Annotated in this window: 21 protein-coding genes; 6 read left to right on the top strand and 15 right to left on the bottom strand. The window is 68.5% G+C overall.

Features of this window, described 5'->3' with window-relative positions:
• Positions 1 to 137 precede the first annotated feature (137 nt).
• The 3 genes from AC3WRI_RS16700 to AC3WRI_RS16690 all read left to right on the top strand — a co-directional run bounded on the left by AC3WRI_RS16700 (position 138) and on the right by AC3WRI_RS16690 (position 3,752).
• Entirely contained in the window at positions 138 to 1,838 is a 1,701-nt protein-coding gene (locus tag AC3WRI_RS16700; RefSeq protein WP_492293611.1) for a vWA domain-containing protein, read from the top strand.
• A gap of 79 nt (positions 1,839 to 1,917) precedes the next feature.
• Positions 1,918 to 2,541, top strand: a complete 624-nt coding sequence (locus AC3WRI_RS16695; RefSeq protein ID WP_010809087.1) for an RNA polymerase sigma factor — start codon at positions 1,918 to 1,920, stop codon at positions 2,539 to 2,541.
• Positions 2,538 to 3,752, top strand: a complete 1,215-nt coding sequence (locus tag AC3WRI_RS16690; RefSeq protein WP_198489261.1) for a hypothetical protein — start codon at positions 2,538 to 2,540, stop codon at positions 3,750 to 3,752. The genes AC3WRI_RS16695 and AC3WRI_RS16690 overlap by 4 nt, the downstream gene beginning before the upstream one ends.
• 27 nt (positions 3,753 to 3,779) lie before the next feature.
• On the opposite strand, the gene AC3WRI_RS16685 is transcribed toward AC3WRI_RS16690, so the two are convergent.
• A complete protein-coding gene (locus tag AC3WRI_RS16685; RefSeq protein ID WP_492293609.1) occupies positions 3,780 to 4,949 on the bottom strand; it encodes a CAP domain-containing protein in 1,170 nt (389 codons plus the stop codon).
• Positions 4,950 to 5,213: 264 nt separating this feature from the next.
• Positions 5,214 to 6,152: a LysR family transcriptional regulator gene (locus AC3WRI_RS16680; RefSeq protein WP_010809090.1), complete on the bottom strand. Its 939-nt coding sequence runs from the start codon at positions 6,150 to 6,152 to the stop codon at positions 5,214 to 5,216.
• A gap of 189 nt (positions 6,153 to 6,341) precedes the next feature.
• Here AC3WRI_RS16680 and AC3WRI_RS16675 point away from each other — a divergent pair, with 189 nt between their 5' ends.
• Positions 6,342 to 7,604, top strand: coding sequence for an acyl-CoA dehydrogenase family protein (locus AC3WRI_RS16675; RefSeq protein ID WP_010809091.1), 1,263 nt, complete (start codon positions 6,342 to 6,344; stop codon positions 7,602 to 7,604).
• 157 nt (positions 7,605 to 7,761) lie between these two features.
• Positions 7,762 to 8,454 (top strand): glutathione binding-like protein, encoded by a 693-nt coding sequence (locus AC3WRI_RS16670; RefSeq protein WP_010809092.1) that lies wholly within the window; start codon positions 7,762 to 7,764, stop codon positions 8,452 to 8,454.
• 50 nt (positions 8,455 to 8,504) lie between these two features.
• On the opposite strand, the gene AC3WRI_RS16665 is transcribed toward AC3WRI_RS16670, so the two are convergent.
• Positions 8,505 to 9,347, bottom strand: coding sequence for a hypothetical protein (locus tag AC3WRI_RS16665; RefSeq protein ID WP_011614871.1), 843 nt, complete (start codon positions 9,345 to 9,347; stop codon positions 8,505 to 8,507).
• A gap of 265 nt (positions 9,348 to 9,612) precedes the next feature.
• Between AC3WRI_RS16665 and AC3WRI_RS16660 the strand changes: the two genes are divergently transcribed.
• Complete coding sequence (locus tag AC3WRI_RS16660; protein WP_011614870.1) at positions 9,613 to 10,053, top strand: helix-turn-helix domain-containing protein; 441 nt, start codon at positions 9,613 to 9,615, stop codon at positions 10,051 to 10,053.
• Here the strand turns inward: AC3WRI_RS16660 and ureG are convergent.
• From ureG to urtB, 12 genes are all read right to left on the bottom strand, one after another.
• Positions 10,050 to 10,679, bottom strand: a complete 630-nt coding sequence (gene ureG, locus AC3WRI_RS16655; RefSeq protein ID WP_010809095.1) for an urease accessory protein UreG — start codon at positions 10,677 to 10,679, stop codon at positions 10,050 to 10,052. The genes AC3WRI_RS16660 and ureG overlap by 4 nt on opposite strands.
• A gap of 14 nt (positions 10,680 to 10,693) precedes the next feature.
• Positions 10,694 to 11,386, bottom strand: a complete 693-nt coding sequence (locus AC3WRI_RS16650) for an urease accessory protein UreF (RefSeq protein ID WP_011614869.1) — start codon at positions 11,384 to 11,386, stop codon at positions 10,694 to 10,696.
• A gap of 121 nt (positions 11,387 to 11,507) precedes the next feature.
• On the bottom strand, positions 11,508 to 12,092 hold the full coding sequence (ureE, locus tag AC3WRI_RS16645) for an urease accessory protein UreE (RefSeq protein ID WP_492293606.1): 585 nt from the start codon (positions 12,090 to 12,092) through the stop codon (positions 11,508 to 11,510).
• Between the two features lie 29 nt (positions 12,093 to 12,121).
• Positions 12,122 to 13,840: an urease subunit alpha gene (gene ureC, locus AC3WRI_RS16640; RefSeq protein WP_305367557.1), complete on the bottom strand. Its 1,719-nt coding sequence runs from the start codon at positions 13,838 to 13,840 to the stop codon at positions 12,122 to 12,124.
• Positions 13,837 to 14,142, bottom strand: a complete 306-nt coding sequence (locus AC3WRI_RS16635; RefSeq protein ID WP_011614866.1) for an urease subunit beta — start codon at positions 14,140 to 14,142, stop codon at positions 13,837 to 13,839. The genes ureC and AC3WRI_RS16635 overlap by 4 nt, the downstream gene beginning before the upstream one ends.
• An 11-nt stretch (positions 14,143 to 14,153) precedes the next feature.
• Positions 14,154 to 14,765, bottom strand: a complete 612-nt coding sequence (locus AC3WRI_RS16630) for a HupE/UreJ family protein (protein WP_010809100.1) — start codon at positions 14,763 to 14,765, stop codon at positions 14,154 to 14,156.
• A 54-nt stretch (positions 14,766 to 14,819) separates the two neighbouring features.
• On the bottom strand, positions 14,820 to 15,122 hold the full coding sequence (locus AC3WRI_RS16625; RefSeq protein ID WP_010809101.1) for an urease subunit gamma: 303 nt from the start codon (positions 15,120 to 15,122) through the stop codon (positions 14,820 to 14,822).
• Between the two features lie 44 nt (positions 15,123 to 15,166).
• Positions 15,167 to 16,036, bottom strand: a complete 870-nt coding sequence (locus AC3WRI_RS16620; protein ID WP_011614865.1) for an urease accessory protein UreD — start codon at positions 16,034 to 16,036, stop codon at positions 15,167 to 15,169.
• Between the two features lie 122 nt (positions 16,037 to 16,158).
• The gene (urtE, locus tag AC3WRI_RS16615) at positions 16,159 to 16,851 is read right to left on the bottom strand and encodes an urea ABC transporter ATP-binding subunit UrtE (RefSeq protein ID WP_492293605.1); all 693 of its coding nucleotides are present in this window, start codon (positions 16,849 to 16,851) and stop codon (positions 16,159 to 16,161) included.
• Between the two features lie 2 nt (positions 16,852 to 16,853).
• Entirely contained in the window at positions 16,854 to 17,702 is an 849-nt protein-coding gene (gene urtD / locus AC3WRI_RS16610; RefSeq protein ID WP_010809104.1) for an urea ABC transporter ATP-binding protein UrtD, read from the bottom strand.
• Positions 17,699 to 18,904 carry an urea ABC transporter permease subunit UrtC gene (gene urtC / locus AC3WRI_RS16605; protein ID WP_011614864.1) on the bottom strand — a complete coding sequence of 402 codons (1,206 nt, stop codon included), beginning with the start codon at positions 18,902 to 18,904 and terminating at the stop codon, positions 17,699 to 17,701. Before urtC ends, urtD begins: the two co-directional genes overlap by 4 nt.
• Positions 18,904 to 20,547, bottom strand: coding sequence for an urea ABC transporter permease subunit UrtB (gene urtB, locus AC3WRI_RS16600; RefSeq protein WP_011614863.1), 1,644 nt, complete (start codon positions 20,545 to 20,547; stop codon positions 18,904 to 18,906). The genes urtC and urtB overlap by 1 nt, the downstream gene beginning before the upstream one ends.
• Positions 20,548 to 20,612: the final 65 nt, after the last annotated feature.

The following is a 20,612-nucleotide window of genomic DNA, read 5'->3' as shown; positions in this document are numbered from 1 at the left end:
TGACTGCCGCCACATGAGGGAGCCACATGCAGGTGCAAAAAAATTCTCCCGGCTTAACCCCGACCTCTCGCCAGCACCGTTTCATCGACAGGCCGTCATGACCGGGAACCCGCCCCGCGGCCGCTCAGGAGAACAATATGCAACTTCGCGCACCGGCCATCATTGCAAGTTTTGCCGCCGCTCTGGTGTTGTCGGCCTGCGGCGGGCATTCGCCGTCGCTTCCCCCGGAAGTGGCCCAGCCTGTGCCGCCGCCCGCGGCCCCGGCGCCCACGCACGACCACGCCGCCAAGGCTGGCCAGGTGGCACCCGCCATGGAAATGCACGCCATCGCCCCGCGCGCCCCGCTGGCGATGCCCTACCACCTTCCACCGCCGGTGCCAGCCGAGCGCGAACGCTACGGCGCCATCGAGGAAAACGGCGTCAGGCTGGTGGCGCAGGCGCCGGTATCCACCTTCAGCATCGATGTCGATACCGGCAGCTACAGCAATATGCGCCGCATGCTCAATGCCGGGCGCGTGCCGCCGGCCGATGCGGTGCGCGTGGAAGAGCTGCTGAACTACTTCCCCTATGACTATGCCCAGCCCGCCGACGGCCGCCCGTTCGCCGTGCATGCCGCGCTGGCGCCCGCGCCCTGGCACCCGGCCAATGTGCTGCTGCGCATCGGCATCAAGGGCAAGGACATGGCCAGCGCCGCGCTGCCGCCCGCCAACCTGGTATTCCTGGTGGATGTGTCGGGATCGATGAATTCGCCGGACAAGCTGCTGCTGCTGAAGTCCTCGCTCAAGCTGCTGGTGAACAAGCTGCGGCCGCAGGACCGCATCACGCTGGTCACCTATGCCAGCGGCACGCGCGTGGCGCTGCCACCCACGCCGGGCAGCGACAAGACCGCCATCAGCGCCGCCATCGACCAGCTCGTGGCCGGGGGCAGCACCGCCGGCGCCAGCGGCATCGCGCTGGCCTATCAGGCCGCGCAGCAGAGCTTTATCGCCGGCGGCATCAACCGCGTGCTGCTGGCCACCGACGGCGACTTCAATGTGGGCGTGACCGACTTCCGGCAACTCAAGAGCATGGTGGAAGAGAAACGCAAGTCGGGCGTATCGCTGTCCACGCTCGGTTTCGGCACCGGCAACTACAACGAGCAGCTGATGGAGCAGCTGGCCGATGCCGGCGACGGCGCCTATTCGTATATCGACAACCTGATGGAAGGCAACAAGGTGCTGGTCAGCGAGATCAGCTCGACCCTGGCCACCATCGCGCGCGACGTGAAGATCCAGGTGGAATTCAATCCGGCCACGGTGAAGGAGTATCGCCTGATCGGCTATGAGAACCGCATGCTGGCGCGCGAGGACTTCAACAACGACAAGGTCGATGCCGGCGATATCGGCGCGGGCCACACCGTGACGGCGCTGTATGAGCTGACGCTGGCCGGCCAGGCCGGGCTGGTCGATCCGCTGCGCTACCAGCCGGCCGCACCCGCGCCGGGGCGCGACGGCGAGCTCGCGCACATCAAGCTGCGCTACAAGCTGCCTGCCGCCAGCACCAGCCAGTTGATGGACATCACCGTCGTGCGGCAGGCCATCCGTCCGCTGGCGCAAGGCGATGACGACTTCCGCTTTGCCGCGGCGGTGGCCGGTTTCGGTCAGGTGCTGCGCGGCGGCAAGTTCACCGGCGACTGGCGCTACGCCGATGCCCACGCGCTGGCCCAGGGCGCCCGCGGCACCGACCGCTTTGGCTATCGGGGCGAGTTCCTCAAGCTGGTGGACCTGGCACAGAGCCTGGCCACGGCCAGTCCGGCCGGCGCTACCAGCGGCGGGCCGGCCGAGCGTGCGGCACGCTGACACCAGCCCGGGCCGCGAGCCGGCGCAAGGCGGCGCGGCGGACTGTCGCGCCGCCTTGCGCTCTCCTATACTCCGGCGCATGCAGGCACCCGACCCCGTCCCTTCCGCCGCGCCCGGCGCCGCGTTGTCCGCGCTGCCCGACCATGACCTGATGCTGCTGGTGGCGGGCGGCATCATCGAGCAGCCCGTCACCGAGCTGTTCCGCCGCCATAACGCCGGCCTCTACAACTACGTGGCCTGGCTGTGCCAGGGCAACCGCGGCGAAGCGGAAGACATCGCGCAGAAGACCTGGGTCAAGCTGATGACCCGCTGCGGCGACTACCAGCCGGACGCGGCGTTCCGCACCTTCCTGTTCCAGATTGCGCGCAATACCTGGCTCGACCAGGTGCGCAGCGCCGATGCGCGCCAGCGCGAAGCGCTGGACGACCAGCCAGCGGAGATGCCGGCCGACGACCTGTCGCCGGAAGCGGAGCTGCAGTTGCGCCAGCACGCGCACCACGTGCATCGCGCGCTGCTGCAGCTGCCCGTCGCCCAGCGCGAGGTGGTGGTGCTGCGCTTCTTCAGCGACATGAGCGTCGAAGAGATTGCGCAGATGCTCGGCGAGAAGTTCGAGACGGTGAGGAGCCGGCTGCGCTATGCGTTTGCGCGCCTGCGCGCAAACCTGGCCGGCAGCGTGCCGGGCTCGCAGGAGACGCCGTCGTGAACGCGGCCGACCGCTTTATCGACGGCAAGGACCGGCTTTCGGCGCTGCTGCGGGAGCTGCCCGCTTACGCGCCGTCCGCTGCGCTGGCAGAGTCGGTGCACGCGGCCGCACGTGCGGCACAACAGGAGGAGGATCGCCAGCGGGCCGGCGCGGCGGTCCTGCCCTTCGCCGCGCCGCCAACGCTGGCCATGGCGGTGCAGGAAGAAGCCGCGCGCCTGCAGGCGGCGCAGGCCGCGCGACGCGATGCGCTGCTTGCACGCGTGGCGTCAGGCGAGCCCGCAGCGGAGATCCTGGGTGCCCCGGTCGGTGCCGCTGCCAGCGCGTGGCTGCAGGCACAGGCAGCTGAGGCGGCAACACCACGGGCCACAGGGACCGCAACGCAATCCATGGCAGCGCGCGCCGCGCGCGCGCGGCGGTGGTGGCGCTCGCTCGGGCTAGTGGCCAGCGTCGCGGCGGTGGCCGGGCTGACCACCAGCATCGTGCTGCGGCAGATCGATGATGGCGCACTGCTGCCGGCGTCGGCGCCTGAACAGGTGTCCGCCCCGGCCGCTGCACCCGCCGCAGAGATGGCGGCAGCGCCCGCACCGCAAGCTGCGGCGGAGCCCGGGACGGCCACGCCGGCAAATCCGCCGCCAGCCGCGAAGGCTGCCCCGGCCCCGCAGCGGGAAGAGCGGCCTGCCCCGGCGCACGCCGGGCAGCGCAGCCGCGCGTCGGCAACGGCCGGGGGCACGGCGCCACGCGAGGCCGCCACGCAAGCACCGCCGCAAGCGACCGAAAGCTTGTCCGCCCAGGCGCCGGCCGTGGCCGCCGCACCGGCCGCTCCCGCGTATCCGGCCATGGCAGAAGCAGTCCCGCAGCCGGCAATGCCGGCACCCGCGGCACCGCCGGCGGCCGCGCCGCGGGCAGATTTTGCACGCAAGGCAGGGCCACCGATGGCGGCCGCGCGCGCCCCTGCGGCGCACACCGCATCCAGCATGGTCGTGTCGATCCAGGACGACCCCGCCGCCACGGCTGCGCGCATGCCGGCGGCGGCATCGGTCACGCTGCTGGCGGCCGAACCGGACAGTGAGGCAATCAGGGAATGGGCAGGACGGCTCTGGCAGTCGATGCCGGCGGCGCAACGCCCGCCGGTGCCATTTGCCGTGCAGGCCGACCGCACGCTGGCCCCAGGCCAGGTGCGCATCGAACTGCGGCACGGCGCGCCGCAATGAGCGCGCCGGTGTGCTGGCGAGTGCGGGTCAGCGTGTGGTGAACGACCAGCTCAGGTCCACCGGCTGCGAACCCAGCCGGCCGGTAACCCTCACGCTGTAGCGCTGCTGGCTGGCCAGCGGCGCCACCGGCGTGCAGATCGCCAGGCCGCGTGCGGCGCTGGAGAGGCCCGACGAACGGCTGTCGACCTTGAGACAGCTCACATTGTTGCCTTGCGCGTCGGTGATGACGAAGTTGTCGGCATCGAACTGCAGCGAGGTGTTGATGGCCTGCAGCGAAACCGGATAGCCCACGGTCTTGCCCTCATAGCCTGGGGCGGGGTTGGGGCTTTCGGTGTTGACCCAGCTGGCCGGCACGTCGGCCTGGCCGTTGTACGGGTAGGCCACCATCTGGCTGTCGCTGCCGCCCTTCGATGCATCGGCCAGGTCGATGGTCTGGTAGTAGCTGGCCGAGGTGCCGCTGCCATCAGGGCCCACGCGCTCGGCAAAGCCGCTGCCGGCCGAGCCGTAGCTGCCCAGCAGCGCGGCGCGGTGGAACGGCGCGTTGACCAGGTCCGACACCAGCGCGTCCTTGGGCGACATCGACAGCTGCGCATTGGCAACCGAAGTCCAGCGGTTGGCACCGGCCACCACTTCCGCGGTGGCATTGGTCGGATAGGCGGCCTGGATGCGCTCGTTGGGCGTGGCGCCGGTATAGCCCGGCTTGCCGCTGGTCTCGTCGTGGGTCAGCGTGGCGTTGGCCAGCATGTAGGCAGTGTGGTTCTGCGCCACGGTATTGAGCGGATCGCGTGCCGCCAGCGGCGGCAGGCCCACCTGCTCGCGCCGATAGTTGGCGTAGCACAGGCCGGCGCTGCGCGGCTCTTCCAGCACGCGGTAATTGCTGACCGCACTGCCGCGCGCCGGCAGCAGCGAGACGCCGCCGCCCGCCGCGGGTGCCGGCGCCGTGCCGCTGACGGTATAGCAGGCACCTGCGGTGGATGGCGTGGTCGAGCCAGAGCCGGACGGCGCGCTGGCCTGCCCGTTCGCTTGCGATGCGTTCGACGAAGTACCGCCGCCGCCATCGCCATCGCCACCACCGCCGCCACATGCGGACAGTGCCAGCGCCGCAGCAGCGCAAAGGGTGGTCAGGGCGAGCGTGGTGCGCCGCGCGCGTCGCGGCGGCATGGGTTGGTGATCAGCAAGCAAGCGTTTCCCGGTCATCGTTCTGAATCGTCGTGGTCATCGGAGGAAGGAACCTGCCCCGGGGGATCCGCAGGCGCGGACAGCCGGCGCGGCAACCATCGCCAGCACCGTGCGGACACGGGCTCGCGGCGGCGGCGCCGGGGGCAGAAAGACCGGACGATGGTATGGGCGCGGACCGGCAGGGTCTAGCCCATGAACAATTCCTTACGTGTGACCCGCGCGCGCCGCACCGGGGCGCCGCGGGGGTCGCTTGCGGTGCCCGCCGTGCGGGCGCGAGGGCACTTAGCTGGCGGCGGCCACGTCGGCCATGCCGGTGCCGAGCGCGGCCATCACCGCCATCAGCTGCTCGCGCAGCCAGCGGTTGGCACCGTCGTTTTCGCCGCCCGCATGCCAGTACAGGTGCAGTTCCAGCGACGGCACCTTGAACGGCAGCGACAGCAGGCGGTTGGCATAGGGCTCATTGGCGATGCGCGCATAGCGCAGCGGCAGCGTGGCCAGCAGGTCGGTGCAGCTGACCACGCGGCACGCGGCCGCGTAGTGCTGGCAACGCAGGCGCACGCGCCGCGTCAGGCCCATGCGGTGCAGGGCCTGGTCTTCCAGCCCGGCGCCGCGGCGGCGCGACGACACGTGCACATGCTCGGCCGCGAGGTAGCGCTCAAGCGTCAGTTCCTTCTTCACCAGCGGATGGTCGCGCCGCGCCAGCACCACCATCGGATCGGCCATGAACGGCGCGTGGTGGATGGCGGGCGAGACCGGCAGCAGGATGTCCAGCGCGGCGTCCAGCGTGCCGGCCAGCAGCTCGGATTCCATCTCGCGGCGGTCGAAGCGGATCGCGGCAATCTCCACCTGCGGCGCCATTGCCGTGACGCGCGCCATCAGCGGCGGCAGCAGCGTGGATTCCAGCGCGTCGCGCATGCCGATGGTGAAACGCCGCACGGTATTGGTGGGATCGAAGTGCGGCGTATCCTGCAGCGTGCGCGCGAACGATTGCAGCGCGCTGCGCACCTCGGCGGCCAGCGAGCGCGCCAGCGGCGTGGGCGCCATGCCCTGCCCGCGCCGCTCGAACAGCGGGTCGTCGAACAGCGTGCGCAGCCGGCCCAGCGCATGGCTGACCGCGGGCTGCGTCAGGTTGAGCTGGCGCGCGGCCGCGGTGATGCTGCCTTCGCTGTAGATGGCGTCGAACACCACGAAGAGATTCAGGTCGATGCGGGAGAGCTGCATGCCGGAGATTCTGTCACGGAATGCAGGGAATTGATACTGGCAAATCCAGATAATTCATTTTTCTTATTATCAGCTTTCAGATAGAGTGCATTTCATCGGCCCATGCCGCACTGATGCCGAGGCCTGCCGAGGCCAACGAGGCGCCGCCGCCCACCCCGGCGCCCACTGATTCCGTAGCGAGGAGACCACATGGATTTCGAATACAGCCCGAAGGTCAAGGAAATGCAGGCCAAACTGCTGGCCTTCTTCGACCAGCACATCTACCCGAACGAAAAGCGTTTCGCCGCGGAGATCGACGCCAACCGCCGCGCCGGCAATGCCTGGGTGCCGACCAAGGTGATCGAGGAGCTGAAGCCGCTGGCACGCGCGGCCGGCCTGTGGAACCTGTTCCTGCCGCGCTCGCCGCGCGCCCCGCAGGGCCTGTCGAACCTGGAATACGCCACGCTGTGCGAAATCATGGGCCGGGTGCCCTGGTCGGCCGAGGTCTTCAACTGCGCGGCCCCCGACACCGGCAACATGGAGACGCTGGAGCGCTATGCCTCCGAGGAACTGAAGGACAAGTGGCTCGAGCCGCTGCTGGCCGGCGAGATCCGCTCGGCCTTCCTGATGACCGAGCCGGCCGTGGCCTCGTCGGACGCGACCAATATCGAATGCCGCATCGAGCGCGACGGCGACCACTATGTGATCAACGGCACCAAGTGGTGGTCGTCGGGCGCGGGCGACCCCCGCTGCAAGGTCTACATCGTGATGGGCAAGACCAATCCCGACGCCGGCCGCCATGAGCAGCAGTCGATGATCGTGGTGCCGGCCGATACCCCGGGCATCACCATCAAGCGCTTCCTGCCGGTGTTCGGCTACGACGACGCGCCGCACGGCCATATGGAGATCGAGCTGAAGAACGTGCGCGTGCCGGCCTCGAACATCCTGCTGGGCGAAGGCCGCGGCTTCGAGATCGCGCAGGGCCGCCTGGGCCCGGGCCGCATCCACCACTGCATGCGCAGCATCGGCGTGGCCGAGCGCGCGCTGGAACTGATGTGCAAGCGCGCGCTGTCGCGCGTGGCCTTCGGCAAGCCGGTGTCCAGCCAGGGCGTGACGCAGGAACGTATCGCCGAAGCCCGCTGCGAGATCGAGATGGCGCGCCTGCTGACGCTCAAGGCCGCGTACATGATGGACACCGTGGGCAACAAGGTGGCCAAGGCCGAGATCGCCATGATCAAGGTGATCGCCCCCAACGTGGCGCTGAAGGTGATCGACTGGGCCATCCAGGTCCATGGCGCCGCCGGCGTCTCCAGCGACTTCCCGCTGGCCAACTGGTGGGCGCACCAGCGCACGCTGCGCCTGGCCGACGGCCCGGACGAGGTGCACCGCAACGCCATCGCCAAGCTGGAGCTGGCCAAGCACATGAACCTGAACCCGGACGACATCAGGATGCCGGTGGCACGCGGGTTCTGACCGCCTGGCAACGCCGCGGGGCTTCGGCCCTGCCGGCAGTATGGAAAACGCGCAGCCAGTCTGCGCGTTTTTTTCTTCTGTGCTTAAATCGCCCGGTTCGCCACGTCAGTGGTTGATGTGGCCATCCCCAACGATCGCAGCCAGGAGATCTTTTGCGATGATCGACGTCTACACCTGGGCCACGCCCAACGGCCACAAAGTCCACATCATGCTGGAAGAATGCGGCCTGGAGTACAAGGTCCATCCGATCAACATCGGCGCCGGCGACCAGTTCGGCGAGGACTTCCTGAAGATCAGCCCCAACAACAAGATCCCGGCCATCGTCGACCCCGACGGCCCGGACGGCAAGCCGATCTCGCTGTTCGAATCGGGCGCCATCCTGCTCTACCTGGCCGGCAAGACCGGCAAGTTCCTGCCCGAGGACGTGCGCGGCAAGTACGAGGCGCTGCAATGGCTGATGTTCCAGATGGGCGGCGTGGGCCCGATGCTGGGCCAGGCGCACCACTTCCGCATGTACGCGCCCGAGAAGATCGAGTACGCGGTCAACCGCTACACCAACGAGGCCAGGCGCCTGTACGGCGTGATCGACACGCAGTTGTCAAAGCACGCCTGCCTGGCCGGCGAGCAGTACACCATCGCCGACATCGCCACCTTCCCGTGGCTGCGCAGCTGGCAGAACCAGGGCGTGGACCTGGACGACTACCCGAACCTGAAGCGCTGGTTCAACGAGATCGCCGAGCGCCCCGCGGTCAAGCGCGGCGTGGAAGTGCTGGCCAGCGCGCGCAAGGCGCTGCAGGACGACAAGGCGCGCGAGGTCCTGTTCGGCGCCACGCAATACAAGCGGCACTGAGCACGGCACTGCCGCGGCCGGGGCGCTGGCCCCGGCTGACCCGCCTGGCATCAGGTCGGCGCCAGCGCGTGGCACGCAATCGCATACCCGTCCGCGCGCCGTCCGCCGCGCGCCGCAACACCAATCTCGACGTCATCGCCCGGCCCGAAGCAGCACAGCAGGCCGGTGCCCGGCAACAGCACGTCGAGCCGGCATGACTCGTGCGGGTCCGGCGCGTAGAGCGTGCCGGGCTGCAGGAAGGCCATGTCCCCACCGGCCCGCACCAGCGCGCCATGCCAGTGCAGGCCGATGGCGCCGCGGTAGCACAGCGCCCAGCGCAGCCCGCGCGCCTGCAGCCGCTGCGCCCAGTCATCGCCCGACTGGTCCAGCTGGATGAACTCCGGCCGCATGCCCTGCTCCGGCTGCGGGCCCTCGGCCCGCACCACCTCTGCCGGCAACACGTGCATGCCCGCCACCCCCTCGGCGCCATTGGCCCCGACTGCGGCAATGCCGCCCAGCGCGCAGTGCCACCCCGCAGGCAGCGCCACCGGCCGCGATGCATCGGCCGGCCCTTGCGGCACGGTGCGCACCAGGATGGTGTCGACCATCGCCTGCACCTGCATCGGTACGCCTGGCGCCGGCGCAAACAGCTCGCCGCCGCCCATCAGCAGGCAGCCGCGCCCGGGCGACCACAGCCGCAGGCCCCCGCGCAGGCAGCCCCACCATTCATGGCGGTCCGCGGCAAATTCAGCCTGGGTCTCGCCGGCGCAGAGAAAGACGTAGTCGCAGGTGCTGCCGAGGCCGGCTGCAGCGGCAAGCAAGCGTGACTGGAACCCGGGAATGAAGTCCGACGGCGCGTGGCGGTCGGCATGGAGGGCGCGCATTCGCGCCTCGAACAGCGTGAAGATCTGCATGGCAATCCCCCTGCAGGGCGACAGGCCGCAAGGCGGCTGTCCGCGCAGTGCGGCGCACGCATGACAGCGTTGCGCGCAGCATTGCGCAGTGGCCCGTTTGGCTCGGCCATGCAGGCCGTCCGGTTGATGCCATCGTGTCGCGCCATTTTGCCTGGCGCACCCCTCAATTTGCGGGTCGGACACCGATAGTGAGGAAGAGGATAAGTTGTCGTGGCCTCAAGGTCAAACCCTTAGCCTCAGACCACTCCGAACCTTTCACGACCCCATGACTTCTCGAAATCTCAGACTATTCGGATTGCATCTTGCCTGGCTACGCAAGCAGCGGGGCTGGTCCCAGGAAACCCTGTCGCTTGAGAGCGGGCTGTCGCGCTCATACCTGAGCGGCATCGAAAGCGGCAAGCGCAACCTGGCGCTCGCCAACATCTGCAGGCTGGCCGAGACGCTCGCCGTGCCAACCCCGGAGATGCTCGACTTCAGCCGCCATGACGCCAGCCAGCTGCAGGTGGAACAATCGCGCGCGCCCTTCGGCAACCGCCAGCGCGCGGCGATCGAGGCCACCGTGCGCCATATGGCGGAGCTGACCGAGCCCGAGCTGAACCTGGTGGCCGCGGTGGCGCGGGCGCTGGCGGGCAAGGGCAGCTTCCGCCCGTCGCTGACTCACGCCACCAACGCCGCATCCGATGCCAAGGGCGACAGCGCAGACTAGACGCCCAGCATGCCCTGCCGTTCGATAAAGCGGATCACCTCGTCCAGGCCCTGCCCGGACTTGACGCTGCCCATCACGAACGGCCGGGCGCCGCGCATCTTGCGCGCATCGCTCTCCATCACTTCCAGCGATGCCCCGACGTATGGCGCCAGGTCCGTCTTGTTGATCACCAGCAAGTCGGACTTGGTAATGCCCGGCCCACCCTTTCTCGGAATCTTCTCACCGCCGGCTACGTCGATGACGTAGATCGTCAAATCAGAAAGTTCTGGGCTGAAGGTGGCAGCGAGGTTGTCGCCGCCGGACTCGATGAAGACCACGTCAGCATCCGGGAAGCGCGCCAGCATGCGGTCCACCGCCTCCAGGTTGATCGAGGCGTCCTCGCGGATCGCGGTGTGCGGACATCCGCCCGTTTCCACGCCCATGATGCGTTCCGCCGGCAACGCGCCGGAGACCGTCAGGAGACGCTGGTCCTCCTTCGTGTAGATGTCGTTGGTGATGGCAACCAGGTCGTAGCGGTCGCGCATCGCCTTGCACAGCATTTCCAGCAGCGTGGTCTTGCCGGAGCCAACCGGGCCGCCGACGCCGACGCGCAGCGGAGGGTTCTTCTTGGTACGGGCCTGGGTCATGGTGCGATATGGGTTCAGGATCGGAACAGCCGGGAGTACTGCGTTTCGTGGCGCGCGGAAAGCAGGCCCAGCATCGGGGAAAAGGTGGAAAGTTGCGGCGGCGTGGCGTCGGCGCGGCGCGTGGCTTCATCGACTGTGTCGAGCACCGCGCAGTGCAGGCGCCGCAGCATGTGCTGCCCCGCCACCTGGCCCAGCGGCACCGCCTTGATCGCCGCGGCGACCTGGTTCTCGGCCCAGTTGAAGCAATAGGCAGCGAGGCCGTCGCGCGCCTCGACCTGCAGCGCCACGCATGCCGCAGTGAACGCCGTCGGCAGGCACACCGGCGACAGCGCCGCCAGCGTCTCGCGCAGCACGGGCGCGCCCCACTCCATCTGCGCAATCAGCCTGGACAGCGACCAGCCCATCTGCTCGGTCTCAAGCCGCAACTCGGAAGTCTCGCGCGTGGCGCGGAACCAGTCGTTCCATGTCCGCACCTGCGCGGCATCGCCCGCTTTCCAGCAGCGATGCAGCAGCAGCCACAGCGGCGCTTCGCATTGCGCCTGCACATGCAGCAGGTTGTCGCGGATCCATCGTTCTGCGCTTGCCGCATCGTGCACGCTGCCACAATCGATCGCAGCTTCCAGGCCTTGCGAATAGCTGAAGCCGCCGATTGGCAGCGATGGCGATGCGAGGTGCAGCAGTGAGATCAACTGGTGGAGTTGCGTCATGGCGCGGACTCCGGTTCAGCGATGGCTTGCTCCCCTCTCCCGCAAGCGGGAGAGGGGAGTATCGGCGAGTTCAGTTCTTCATCGGTTGGCATGGTCCGGCACCCACCTTGCAGGGCAAAATTCAGTGCTTATGTCCACACTTCTCGTCATGCACGTGATCGTGCGAGTGCGAGTGCGAGTGCGAGTGCCCATGATGCTCATGAAACACCGCCTGCGCCGCCGCATAGTCCTCCGCAAACGTCGCATCGTGCCCATGCTTGTGCCCGCCGCCATAGGCCCCAGCCTCCGGCTCGAACGGCAGCTCGGCACGTTCGGCGCGCACGCCCAGCCGTTGCAGCATGTCCGCCAGCACCGCGTCATATTCCAGCCGCAGGTAGTCGCGCCCGATCTCCACCGGCGTATGGCGGTTGCCGAGGTGATAGGCCGCGCGCATCAGCGCATGCGGGTCTTCCGCACGCACTTCCAGCACCGCCTCGGCAGCGGCCTGCACTTCCACGAAGCTGCCGTCTTCGGCCACCAACAGGTCGCCGCCGCGCAGCACGGTGCCGCGCGCCAGGAACAGCGCGGCTTCGTCGCCGTTGTCGAGCACCGCGCGCAGGCGGCTCTTGCTGCGTTCGGCGAAGGGCAGGACCAGCTTGGGCGCGCGGCGCACCAGCACGGGCGCGATGCCGTGCGGGGCGCTCAGGAGTTTGTCGATCTTCAGCATGGGCGATGCGGGGCGCGGGCCCCGGCCAGTCAGAACAGGAAATAGCGCTGCGCCATGGGCAGCTCGGTGGCGGGCTCGCAGGTCAGCAACTGGCCGTCGGCAACGACCTGGTAGGTCTCCGGATCGACCGTGACATGCGGTTGCCAGTCATTGTGCACCATGTCGCGCTTGCTTACCGTGCGCGTGCCGCGCACCGCCGACAGCGTCTTGGCCAGTCCGTAGCGCTCGCCGATGCCGGCCGCCAGCGCCGCCTGCGACACAAAGGTCAGCGACGAACGGTGCAGCGCCCCGCCGGCCGAAGCAAACATCGGCCGGTAGTGCACCGGCTGCGGCGTCGGGATCGACGCATTGGGATCGCCCATCGCGGCCGCGGCAATCATGCCGCCCTTCAGGATCAGGCTGGGCTTGACGCCGAAGAACGCCGGACGCCACAACACCAGGTCGGCCCACTTGCCGACTTCAACCGAGCCCACCTCATGAGCGATGCCATGCGTCAGCGCCGGGTTGATGGTGTACTTGGCGACATAGCGCTTGACGCGGAAGTTGTCGTGCCCGCCGCGCGCATCGTTGGGATCGCCCGGCAGCTTGCCGCGCTGCAGCGCCATCTTGTGCGCGGTCTGCCAGGTGCGGATGATGACCTCGCCGACGCGCCCCATCGCCTGCGAGTCGCTGGAGATCATCGAGAACGCGCCCAGGTCGTGCAGGATGTCTTCGGCGGCGATGGTCTCGCGGCGGATGCGGCTTTCGGCAAAGGCGATGTCCTCGGCAATCGACGGGTCCAGGTGGTGGCACACCATCAGCATGTCGAGGTGCTCGTCCAGCGTGTTGACCGTGTACGGGCGCGTCGGGTTGGTCGACGACGGCAGCACGTTGGCCTCGCCGCACACCTTGATGATATCGGGCGCATGGCCGCCGCCCGCGCCTTCGGTGTGGTACGTATGGATGGTGCGGCCCTTGAACGCGGCGATGGTCGCTTCAACGAAGCCGGCTTCGTTGAGCGTGTCGGTATGGATCGCCACCTGGGTATCGGTCGCGTCCGCCACCGACAGGCAGGTGTCGATCGCCGCCGGCGTGGTGCCCCAGTCCTCGTGCAGCTTCAGGCCGATGGCGCCCGCTTCCACCTGCTCCAGGAGCGGCCCCTGCTGGCTGGCGTTGCCCTTGCCCAGCAGGCCGATATTCATCGGGTAGGCATCGGCTGCCTGCAGCATGCGCTCCATGTACCACGGCCCCGGCGTCACGGTGGTGGCAAAGGTGCCGGTGGCCGGCCCGGTGCCGCCGCCGATCATGGTGGTGACGCCGCTCATCAGCGCCTCTTCGATCTGCTGCGGGCAAATGAAGTGGATATGGCTGTCGATGCCGCCTGCGGTGACGATCATGCCCTCGCCCGCGATCACCTCGGTGCCTGGCCCGACCACGATGGTGACGCCCGGCTGGATATCCGGATTGCCGGCCTTGCCGATCGCCGCGATGCGCCCGCCCTTCAGGCCGATATCGGCCTTGACGATGCCCCAGTGGTCAACGATCAGCGCATTGGTGATGACGGTGTCGACGCAATCGCTGGCCATGCGCTGGCTCTGCCCCATGCCGTCACGGATCACTTTGCCGCCGCCGAACTTCACTTCCTCGCCATAGATGGTGAAGTCTTTCTCGACTTCGATGATGAGCCCGGTATCGGCCAGCCGCAGGCGGTCGCCGGTGGTCGGGCCGAACATCTCGGCATAGGCCTGCCTGGAGATCTTTGCCATCACAGCGCTCCCATGATCTTGCCGTTGAAGCCATAGACGATGCGGTCGCCGTCCAGCGCCACCAGTTCCACCGTGCGCGTCTGACCGGGCTCGAAGCGCACCGCGGTGCCGGCGGCAATATTCAGCCGGAAGCCGCGCGCGGTTTCGCGGTCAAAGGCCAGCGCCGCATTGGTCTCGTAGAAATGGAAGTGCGAGCCGACCTGGATCGGCCGGTCGCCGGTATTGGCCACCGTCACGCTGACCGTGGCGCGGCCGGCATTCAGTTCGATCTCGCCGTCGGCGGGCATCAGTTCACCGGGGATCATGGCGATTCTCCTCAGGCCACCAGCAGGCTGGCGCCATACAGCGCCACGCCGGCACCTGCCGCGCGGGCCAGCCAGCCGGCATGGCGGCGCAGCAACGTGCCGGCGCCGATGCCCAGCAGGTGCAGCGCCATGGTGGCGGCCGCAAACCCGCCTACGTATGCGAGTACCGCAGGCAGCGCGCCCGCAGTGGCGGGCAGTTCGGCCCCGTGGGCGTAGCCGTGGAAGATGGCAAAGCCGCCGACCAGCAGCGTACCGGCCCACGCCGGCAGCTTCGCGCGCAGCGCCAGCAGCAACCCGATCACCAGCAACGAGGCCGCGATCATCGGTTCGACTGCGGGCAGCGCCACACCGGACAGGCCGATTGCAGCCCCCACCAGCATCAGCGCCACGAAGGCCAGCGGCAGGCGCAGGGTGTCGGCGGCCGAGCGGGCAATCAATGCGCTCCACACGCCCACCGCCGCCATCGCCAGCAAATGGTCGGCGCCGGTGAAGGGGTGCGCCAGGCCGGCCCACAGGCTGGCGCTGACGGTGGCGGCATCGTGGCCGGGATGCGCCAGGGCGGCGCCGGCGGCAACGGTCAGGGAAGTGCCCAGGGCAAGGCGCAGGCAGGCGGTACGGTTCATGTCGGCTCTCGGGTTGGTCTTGTTATCGCGGTCCAGAATCGGAATCGGTCATGTTCAGACAATGGGATGGTGGACGGTCACCAGCTTGGTGCCATCCGGAAAGGTGGCCTCCACCTGGATCTCGGGGATCATCTCGGCCACGCCATCCATCACGTCCTCGCGGCCCAGCACGGTGGTGCCCTCATGCATCAGCTCGGCCACGGTGCGGCCATCGCGCGCGCCTTCCATGATGGCGGCGGTGATCAGCGCCACCGCTTCCGGGTAGTTCAGCTTCAGCCCGCGTGCCTTGCGCCGCTCGGCCAGCAGCGCGGCGGTGAAGATCAGCAGCTTGTCTTTCTCTCGCGGCGTCAGTTCCATCTCTTGTTCCTGGTTTCTTGTGTTCGGTTGTCTCTGTTGGCGGCCTACGTGGCCCACAGCCGCAGCGGCCGCGCCGCGACACCGTGGATCGGCATGCGCAGCGCCTGCCAGCTGTCGACCATGACGTGGCGCACGGCTTCCATCTGCCGGCCCAGCACGCGCAGCAGCAGCATCGACTGGCCGCTGGTGGCCAGGCAGGTCACGCCGGCGCGCAGCTCCGGCGTATAAGGCAGCTGTTCGGCCAGGGCTTCGGCCAGTTCCTGCGTCGCGCCCTCGCCTACCGCCCACAGCGTGCCCAGCACATTGAGTCCATCGAGGCCGGCCACCGCGGTGCGCAGCGGCGACTCGGCTTCAAGATGCGATTGCTCGATCCACAACGCACGCTCGCCCGTGCCGACGCGGGTATCCAGCCACAGCGCGCCGCGGGTCCACTGCTCGCCGGATGCCTGCCGGCCCAGCACCACAGCATCCCAGCCGATCGCGCTGCCGCCGGGCGCGACGTCGAGCACGGTCGAAATCCGCGCACGGGCGTCGTCGAAGACGATGTTCTCCTGCGGCAGCCAGTCCAGCCGCGCGCCTGCGCCCACCGTCAGGCGCACATGCTGCGCCGCCTCGCGGCCGAGCGACTTGTACCACTTGGTGGCACCCGGCGTGGCCAGCACGGCGTGCGCGCCATCCTCGACCGTCACGTCGATATCCAGGCTGTCGCCGCCTGCCACGCCAGCCGGCGGATGCAGGATCACCGCGTGGCAGATGCCGCCTTCCGGGTACAGCGGCTTCTGCACCAGCAGCGGCCCCTGGTGGCGCCGCTCGGTCAGCGCGGTGCGTTCGCCGCGCTGCGCAAAGCGCAGCCGCAGGGTGGCCTGCCATGCGGCGGGCACGGTGAGCGATGAAGGAAGATCGGGATGGCGCATGGCAAGGACAGCCGGCGGAGGCGCGCGCGCAATGGCGGGAGTTGCAAGCAATCATAGCGCGCTGCCTGGCTTCGCGTAAGCAGCGTATGACCCACAAATCCCGGCGCTGCCGCGCAGCCGCCCTACACGGCGATCAGCTCCCGCACACCGTCCTGCTCCATGCTGGCGCCGACACCCCGCGCCACCACTTCGCCGCGGCTCATCACGACATAGTGGTCGGCAATATGCCGCGCGAACTCGTAGTACTGCTCGACCAGCAGCACCGTCATGCCGAACTCGTCGACCAGCAGGCGCAGCGCCCGGCCGATGTCCTGGATGATGGAAGGCTGGATGCCCTCGGTGGGCTCGTCCAGGATCAGCAGGCCCGGCTCGCTCATCAGCGCGCGCCCGATCGCCAGTTGCTGCTGCTGGCCGCCGGACAGGTCGCCGCCGCGGCGCAGGCGCATGGTGCGCAGCACCGGGAACAACTGGTAGATCCGGTCCGGCACGCCGGACGGCCGCGCCCGGCTGGCTGCGCCGATCAGCAGGTTTTCTTCCACCGTCAGCCGCGGGAAGATCTCCCGGCCCTGCGGCACATAGGCCAGCCCGGCGGACACGCGCTCATACGGAGCCTTCTTCTCCAGCGCCTGCCCTTGCCATTGGATGCTGCCGCTGCGCGTGGGCACCACGCCCATCAGGCACTTGAGCAGCGTACTCTTGCCCACGCCGTTGCGGCCCAGCAGCGTGGTCAGCTTGCCGGCGGGCACGTCGAAGCTGACATTGCGCAGGATATGGCTGCCGCCATAGAACTGGTTCAGTGCATTGACCTGCAGCATGCTTATCTTCCCAGGTAGGATTCGATCACGCGCTCATCGCGCTTGACGCTGTCGAGCGTGCCTTCGGCCAGCACGCTGCCCTCGGCCAGCACCGTGACCTGGCCGGCATCGCCCGCGAGCGCGGCGACGAACTCCATGTCGTGCTCGACCACCATCATCGAGCAGCTGCCGCGCAGGCCGTTGAGCAGCGCCGCCAGCTGCATGGTCTCTTCATCGGTCATGCCGGCCACCGGCTCGTCCAGCAACAGCAGCTGCGGCTGCTGCATCAACAGCATGCCGATCTCCAGGCGCTGCTTCTGCCCGTGCGACAGCAGCCCGGCGGGCCGGTAGGCCTCTGCCTCCAGTCCGGTCAGCGCCAGCGTTTCCTCGATGCGGCGATGCCCCTCCGCCGTCAGCCGCGCGCGCAGCGACGACCACCAGCGCTTGTCGGCCTTCATCGCCAGTTCCAGGTTCTCCCAGACCGCGTGCTGCTCGAACACCGTCGGCTTCTGGAACTTGCGGCCGATGCCGACCTGCGCGATGCGCGGCTCGGTCATCCGCATCAGGTCGATGGTCTGGCCCAGGAACACGCGCCCGCTGACATTGGCATTGCGCGGCCCGGTCTTGCCGGTGATGACATCCATCATCGTGGTCTTGCCGGCACCGTTGGGACCGATCACGCAGCGCAACTCGCCATGGTCGATCGACAAGGTCAGCTTGTTCAGCGCGCGGAAGCCGTCGAACTGCACCGTCAGGTCTTCCAGGTACAGGATCGGCCCGTGCGAGACATCGATGGTGCCGGGCTCGACGATGCGGCCCAGGCCGGTGGCATCGCCGCTTTCGGCCTGGCCGTGCTGGAGTGCGGCGTTCATGCTTCACCTCCCGTGCGGCCTGCCACGGCAGGCGCGGAAACAGGGTCTGCAGCGGCTGATGGTGCGGCCGCGCGCCGCTCGCGCAGCCGGTTCCACAGCCCGGTCACGCCATCGGGCAGGTACAAGGTCACCAGCACGAACATCGCGCCCAGCAGGAACAGCCAGTATTCGGCAAAGTGGGCTGTGAACAGGGTCTTGGCACCATTGACCAGGAACGCGCCGATCACCGGTCCGATCAGCGTGCCGCGCCCGCCCACGGCGACCCACACCGCCATCTCGATCGAATTGCCGGGCGACATCTCGCCGGGGTTGATGATGCCCACCTGCGGCACGTACAGCGCCCCCGCGATGCCGCACAGCACCGCCGAAAAGGTCCACACGAAGAGCTTGTAGCCCAGCGGGTTGTAGCCGGAGAACATCACCCGCATCTCGGCATCGCGCACCGCGGTGACCACGCGCCCGAGCTTGGACGTGACGATGTAGCGGCAGGCGATGAAGCCCGCCAGCAGCGCCAGGAAGGTCAGCACGAACAGCGCCGTGCGCGTCTGCGGCGCCGCAATCGCAAAGCCGGCAATGCGCTTGAAGTCCGTGAAGCCGTTGTTGCCGCCGAAACCGGTCTCGTTGCGGAAGAACAGCAGCATCGCCGCATACGTCATCGCCTGCGTGATGATCGACAGGTACACGCCCTTGATGCGCGAGCGGAAGGCGAAGAAGCCGAACAGCCACGCCAGCACGCCTGGCACCAGCACCACCAGCAGCAGCGCATAGCCGAGGTGCTCGGTGCCGTGCCAGAACCATGGCAGCTCCTTCCAGTCGAGGAACACCATGAAGTCCGGCAGTTCGCTCTTGTACACGCCCTCGCGCCCGATCGATCGCATCAGGTACATGCCCATGGCATAGCCGCCCAGCGCGAAGAACAGCCCGTGGCCCAGGCTCAGGATGCCGCAGTAGCCCCACACCAGGTCCAGCGCGATCGCCGCCAGCGCAAAGCACATGATCTTGCCGACCAGCGTCAGCGCATAAGCCGACAGGTGCAGCGGATGCCCCTCCGGCAACACCAGCGCGCACACCGGCACGCCGATGCCGACGATCACCACCAGCGCCGCAAGCACCAGCCAGCCGCGCGGCGAGAACAGTGCCTGCCGCTCCGGCACCGCTAGCCGGAACGCGGTGGCGGAAGAATTCGATTGGACTCGCTGCATCATGCCTCCGCGCTGCGCCCCTTGAGCGCGAAAAGTCCCTGCGGCCGCTTCTGGATAAACAGCACGATCAGCACCAGGACAAAGATCTTGGCCAGCACCGCGCCGTAGAAGGGCTCGATGAACTTGTTGATGATGCCCAGCCCGAAGGCGCCGACGATGGTGCCGGCCAGCTGCCCGACGCCGCCCAGCACCACCACCATGAACGAATCGATGATGTAGGCCTGGCCCAGGTCGGGGCCGACATTGCCGATCTGAGACAGCGCGCAGCCGCCCAGCCCGGCAATGCCGGCGCCGAAGGCAAAGGCGTAGCTGTCGACCTTCCAGGTGCGCACGCCGACGCAGGCCGCCATGGTGCGGTTCTGCGTGGTGGCGCGCACGAACAGCCCCAGCCGCGTGCGGTTCAGCACCGCCCACGCCACCGCCACCACCGCCAGCGCGAACAGGATGATGACGATGCGGTTGTACGGGATCACCAGGCCCGGCATCCATTCGATGCCGCCGCTCATCCACGCCGGGTTGGCCACTTCCACGTTCTGCGCGCCGAACAGCGTGCGCACCGCCTGCATCAGCAGCAGGCTCACGCCGAAGGTGGCCAGCAGCGTTTCCAGCGGGCGGCCGTACAGGTGGCGCAGCACCAGCCGCTCGAGCACGAAGCCCACCAGCGCGGCGGCCAGGAACGAGGCCGGCAGCGCCGCCGGCAGGTACCAGTCGAACGCACCCGGCGCGTAGGCGCGGAACAGCGACTGCACCACGTAGGTGGCATAGGCGCCGATCATCAGGAATTCACCGTGCGCCATGTTGATGACGCCGATCAGGCCATAAGTGATGGCCAGCCCGAGCGCGGCCAGCAGCAGCACGCTGCCCAGGCTCAGGCCGGCGAACAGGTTGCCGATCAGCTCGGCGCGGCGCTGGTCGCTGCGCAGCGTGTCCAGCGCCTGCTGCGCGGCCAGGCGCACGTCGGCATCGGGCTCGCGGTAGTTGCCGGCGCTGTCGCGCTCCACCAGCGGCGCCAGCTTCTGGCGGCTCTGCGGGTTGCTGTCGCTGCCGAGGATGCGGATGGCTTCAAGCCTCGCGTCATGCGCTGCGGGATCGGCCGGCTCGGCCAGCACCAGGTTGGCCCAGATCACGTCCAGGCTGGTGCGCAGTCCGGCATCGGCCTCGTTCTTGCGGGCGGCTTCGACCGCGGCGCGCGAGGCGCTCTCGGGCTGGTCGCGCAGCGTGGCGATGGCCTGCGCGCGCACCGCGATATCGGGCGACTGCAGCAGCAGGCTGCTGGCGGCGCTGTCGACCAGCGCGCGCAGGCTGTTGTTCAGGGTCAGGGATTCGAGCTCGTCGGCTTTCACCGCGACCGGCTTGCCCGTGACAGCATCGACGGTCTTGTCGCCATCCTGGCGCACCATGCCGACCGACGGCGCATATTGCAGCGCGTCGTCCTGCAAGGCCTTCAGGATCGGGCCGGCCTGTTCCGGCGGGGCCTTGGCCAGCGCGGTCAGCGCCGCGGTCTTGGCATCGAAATCGTCTTCGGCCAGCGGCTTCAGGTCGGCCTGCGTCAGCGCCGCGGCCCACGGCGCAGCCGCCAGCAGCAGCGCCGCCAGCAGGGCGCGCAGCCATGGCAGGATGGAAACGGATAAGGGATTGCGCATAGGTGCTGGCGAGTTGCGGAATAAGTGTTTGGGGAGAAGGCAGGTGTCCATGACGAAGCGAGTGC

It is taken from the genome of Cupriavidus sp. FW305-27 (assembly GCF_058787995.1).
Note: the sequence above shows the minus strand (reverse complement) of the source record. Positions and strands in the feature narration are given on the sequence as shown.

What these genes read in the sequence shown, in the direction of transcription:
- AC3WRI_RS16650 (WP_011614869.1), bottom strand. Translation starts at nt 11,386, where the DNA reads ATGACGCAACTCCACCAGTTGATCTCACTGCTGCACCTCGCATCGCCA.
- AC3WRI_RS16625 (WP_010809101.1), bottom strand. Translation starts at nt 15,122, where the DNA reads ATGGAACTGACGCCGCGAGAGAAAGACAAGCTGCTGATCTTCACCGCC.
- AC3WRI_RS16675 (WP_010809091.1), top strand. Translation starts at nt 6,342, where the DNA reads ATGGATTTCGAATACAGCCCGAAGGTCAAGGAAATGCAGGCCAAACTG.
- AC3WRI_RS16680 (WP_010809090.1), bottom strand. Translation starts at nt 6,152, where the DNA reads ATGCAGCTCTCCCGCATCGACCTGAATCTCTTCGTGGTGTTCGACGCC.
- AC3WRI_RS16660 (WP_011614870.1), top strand. Translation starts at nt 9,613, where the DNA reads ATGACTTCTCGAAATCTCAGACTATTCGGATTGCATCTTGCCTGGCTA.
- urtC (WP_011614864.1), bottom strand. Translation starts at nt 18,904, where the DNA reads ATGCAGCGAGTCCAATCGAATTCTTCCGCCACCGCGTTCCGGCTAGCG.
- AC3WRI_RS16635 (WP_011614866.1), bottom strand. Translation starts at nt 14,142, where the DNA reads ATGATCCCCGGTGAACTGATGCCCGCCGACGGCGAGATCGAACTGAAT.
- urtE (WP_492293605.1), bottom strand. Translation starts at nt 16,851, where the DNA reads ATGCTGCAGGTCAATGCACTGAACCAGTTCTATGGCGGCAGCCATATC.
- AC3WRI_RS16695 (WP_010809087.1), top strand. Translation starts at nt 1,918, where the DNA reads ATGCAGGCACCCGACCCCGTCCCTTCCGCCGCGCCCGGCGCCGCGTTG.
- urtD (WP_010809104.1), bottom strand. Translation starts at nt 17,702, where the DNA reads ATGAACGCCGCACTCCAGCACGGCCAGGCCGAAAGCGGCGATGCCACC.
- AC3WRI_RS16665 (WP_011614871.1), bottom strand. Translation starts at nt 9,347, where the DNA reads ATGCAGATCTTCACGCTGTTCGAGGCGCGAATGCGCGCCCTCCATGCC.
- ureG (WP_010809095.1), bottom strand. Translation starts at nt 10,679, where the DNA reads ATGACCCAGGCCCGTACCAAGAAGAACCCTCCGCTGCGCGTCGGCGTC.
- ureE (WP_492293606.1), bottom strand. Translation starts at nt 12,092, where the DNA reads ATGCTGAAGATCGACAAACTCCTGAGCGCCCCGCACGGCATCGCGCCC.
- AC3WRI_RS16670 (WP_010809092.1), top strand. Translation starts at nt 7,762, where the DNA reads ATGATCGACGTCTACACCTGGGCCACGCCCAACGGCCACAAAGTCCAC.
- AC3WRI_RS16700 (WP_492293611.1), top strand. Translation starts at nt 138, where the DNA reads ATGCAACTTCGCGCACCGGCCATCATTGCAAGTTTTGCCGCCGCTCTG.
- AC3WRI_RS16630 (WP_010809100.1), bottom strand. Translation starts at nt 14,765, where the DNA reads ATGAACCGTACCGCCTGCCTGCGCCTTGCCCTGGGCACTTCCCTGACC.
- urtB (WP_011614863.1), bottom strand. Translation starts at nt 20,547, where the DNA reads ATGCGCAATCCCTTATCCGTTTCCATCCTGCCATGGCTGCGCGCCCTG.
- AC3WRI_RS16620 (WP_011614865.1), bottom strand. Translation starts at nt 16,036, where the DNA reads ATGCGCCATCCCGATCTTCCTTCATCGCTCACCGTGCCCGCCGCATGG.
- AC3WRI_RS16685 (WP_492293609.1), bottom strand. Translation starts at nt 4,949, where the DNA reads ATGACCGGGAAACGCTTGCTTGCTGATCACCAACCCATGCCGCCGCGA.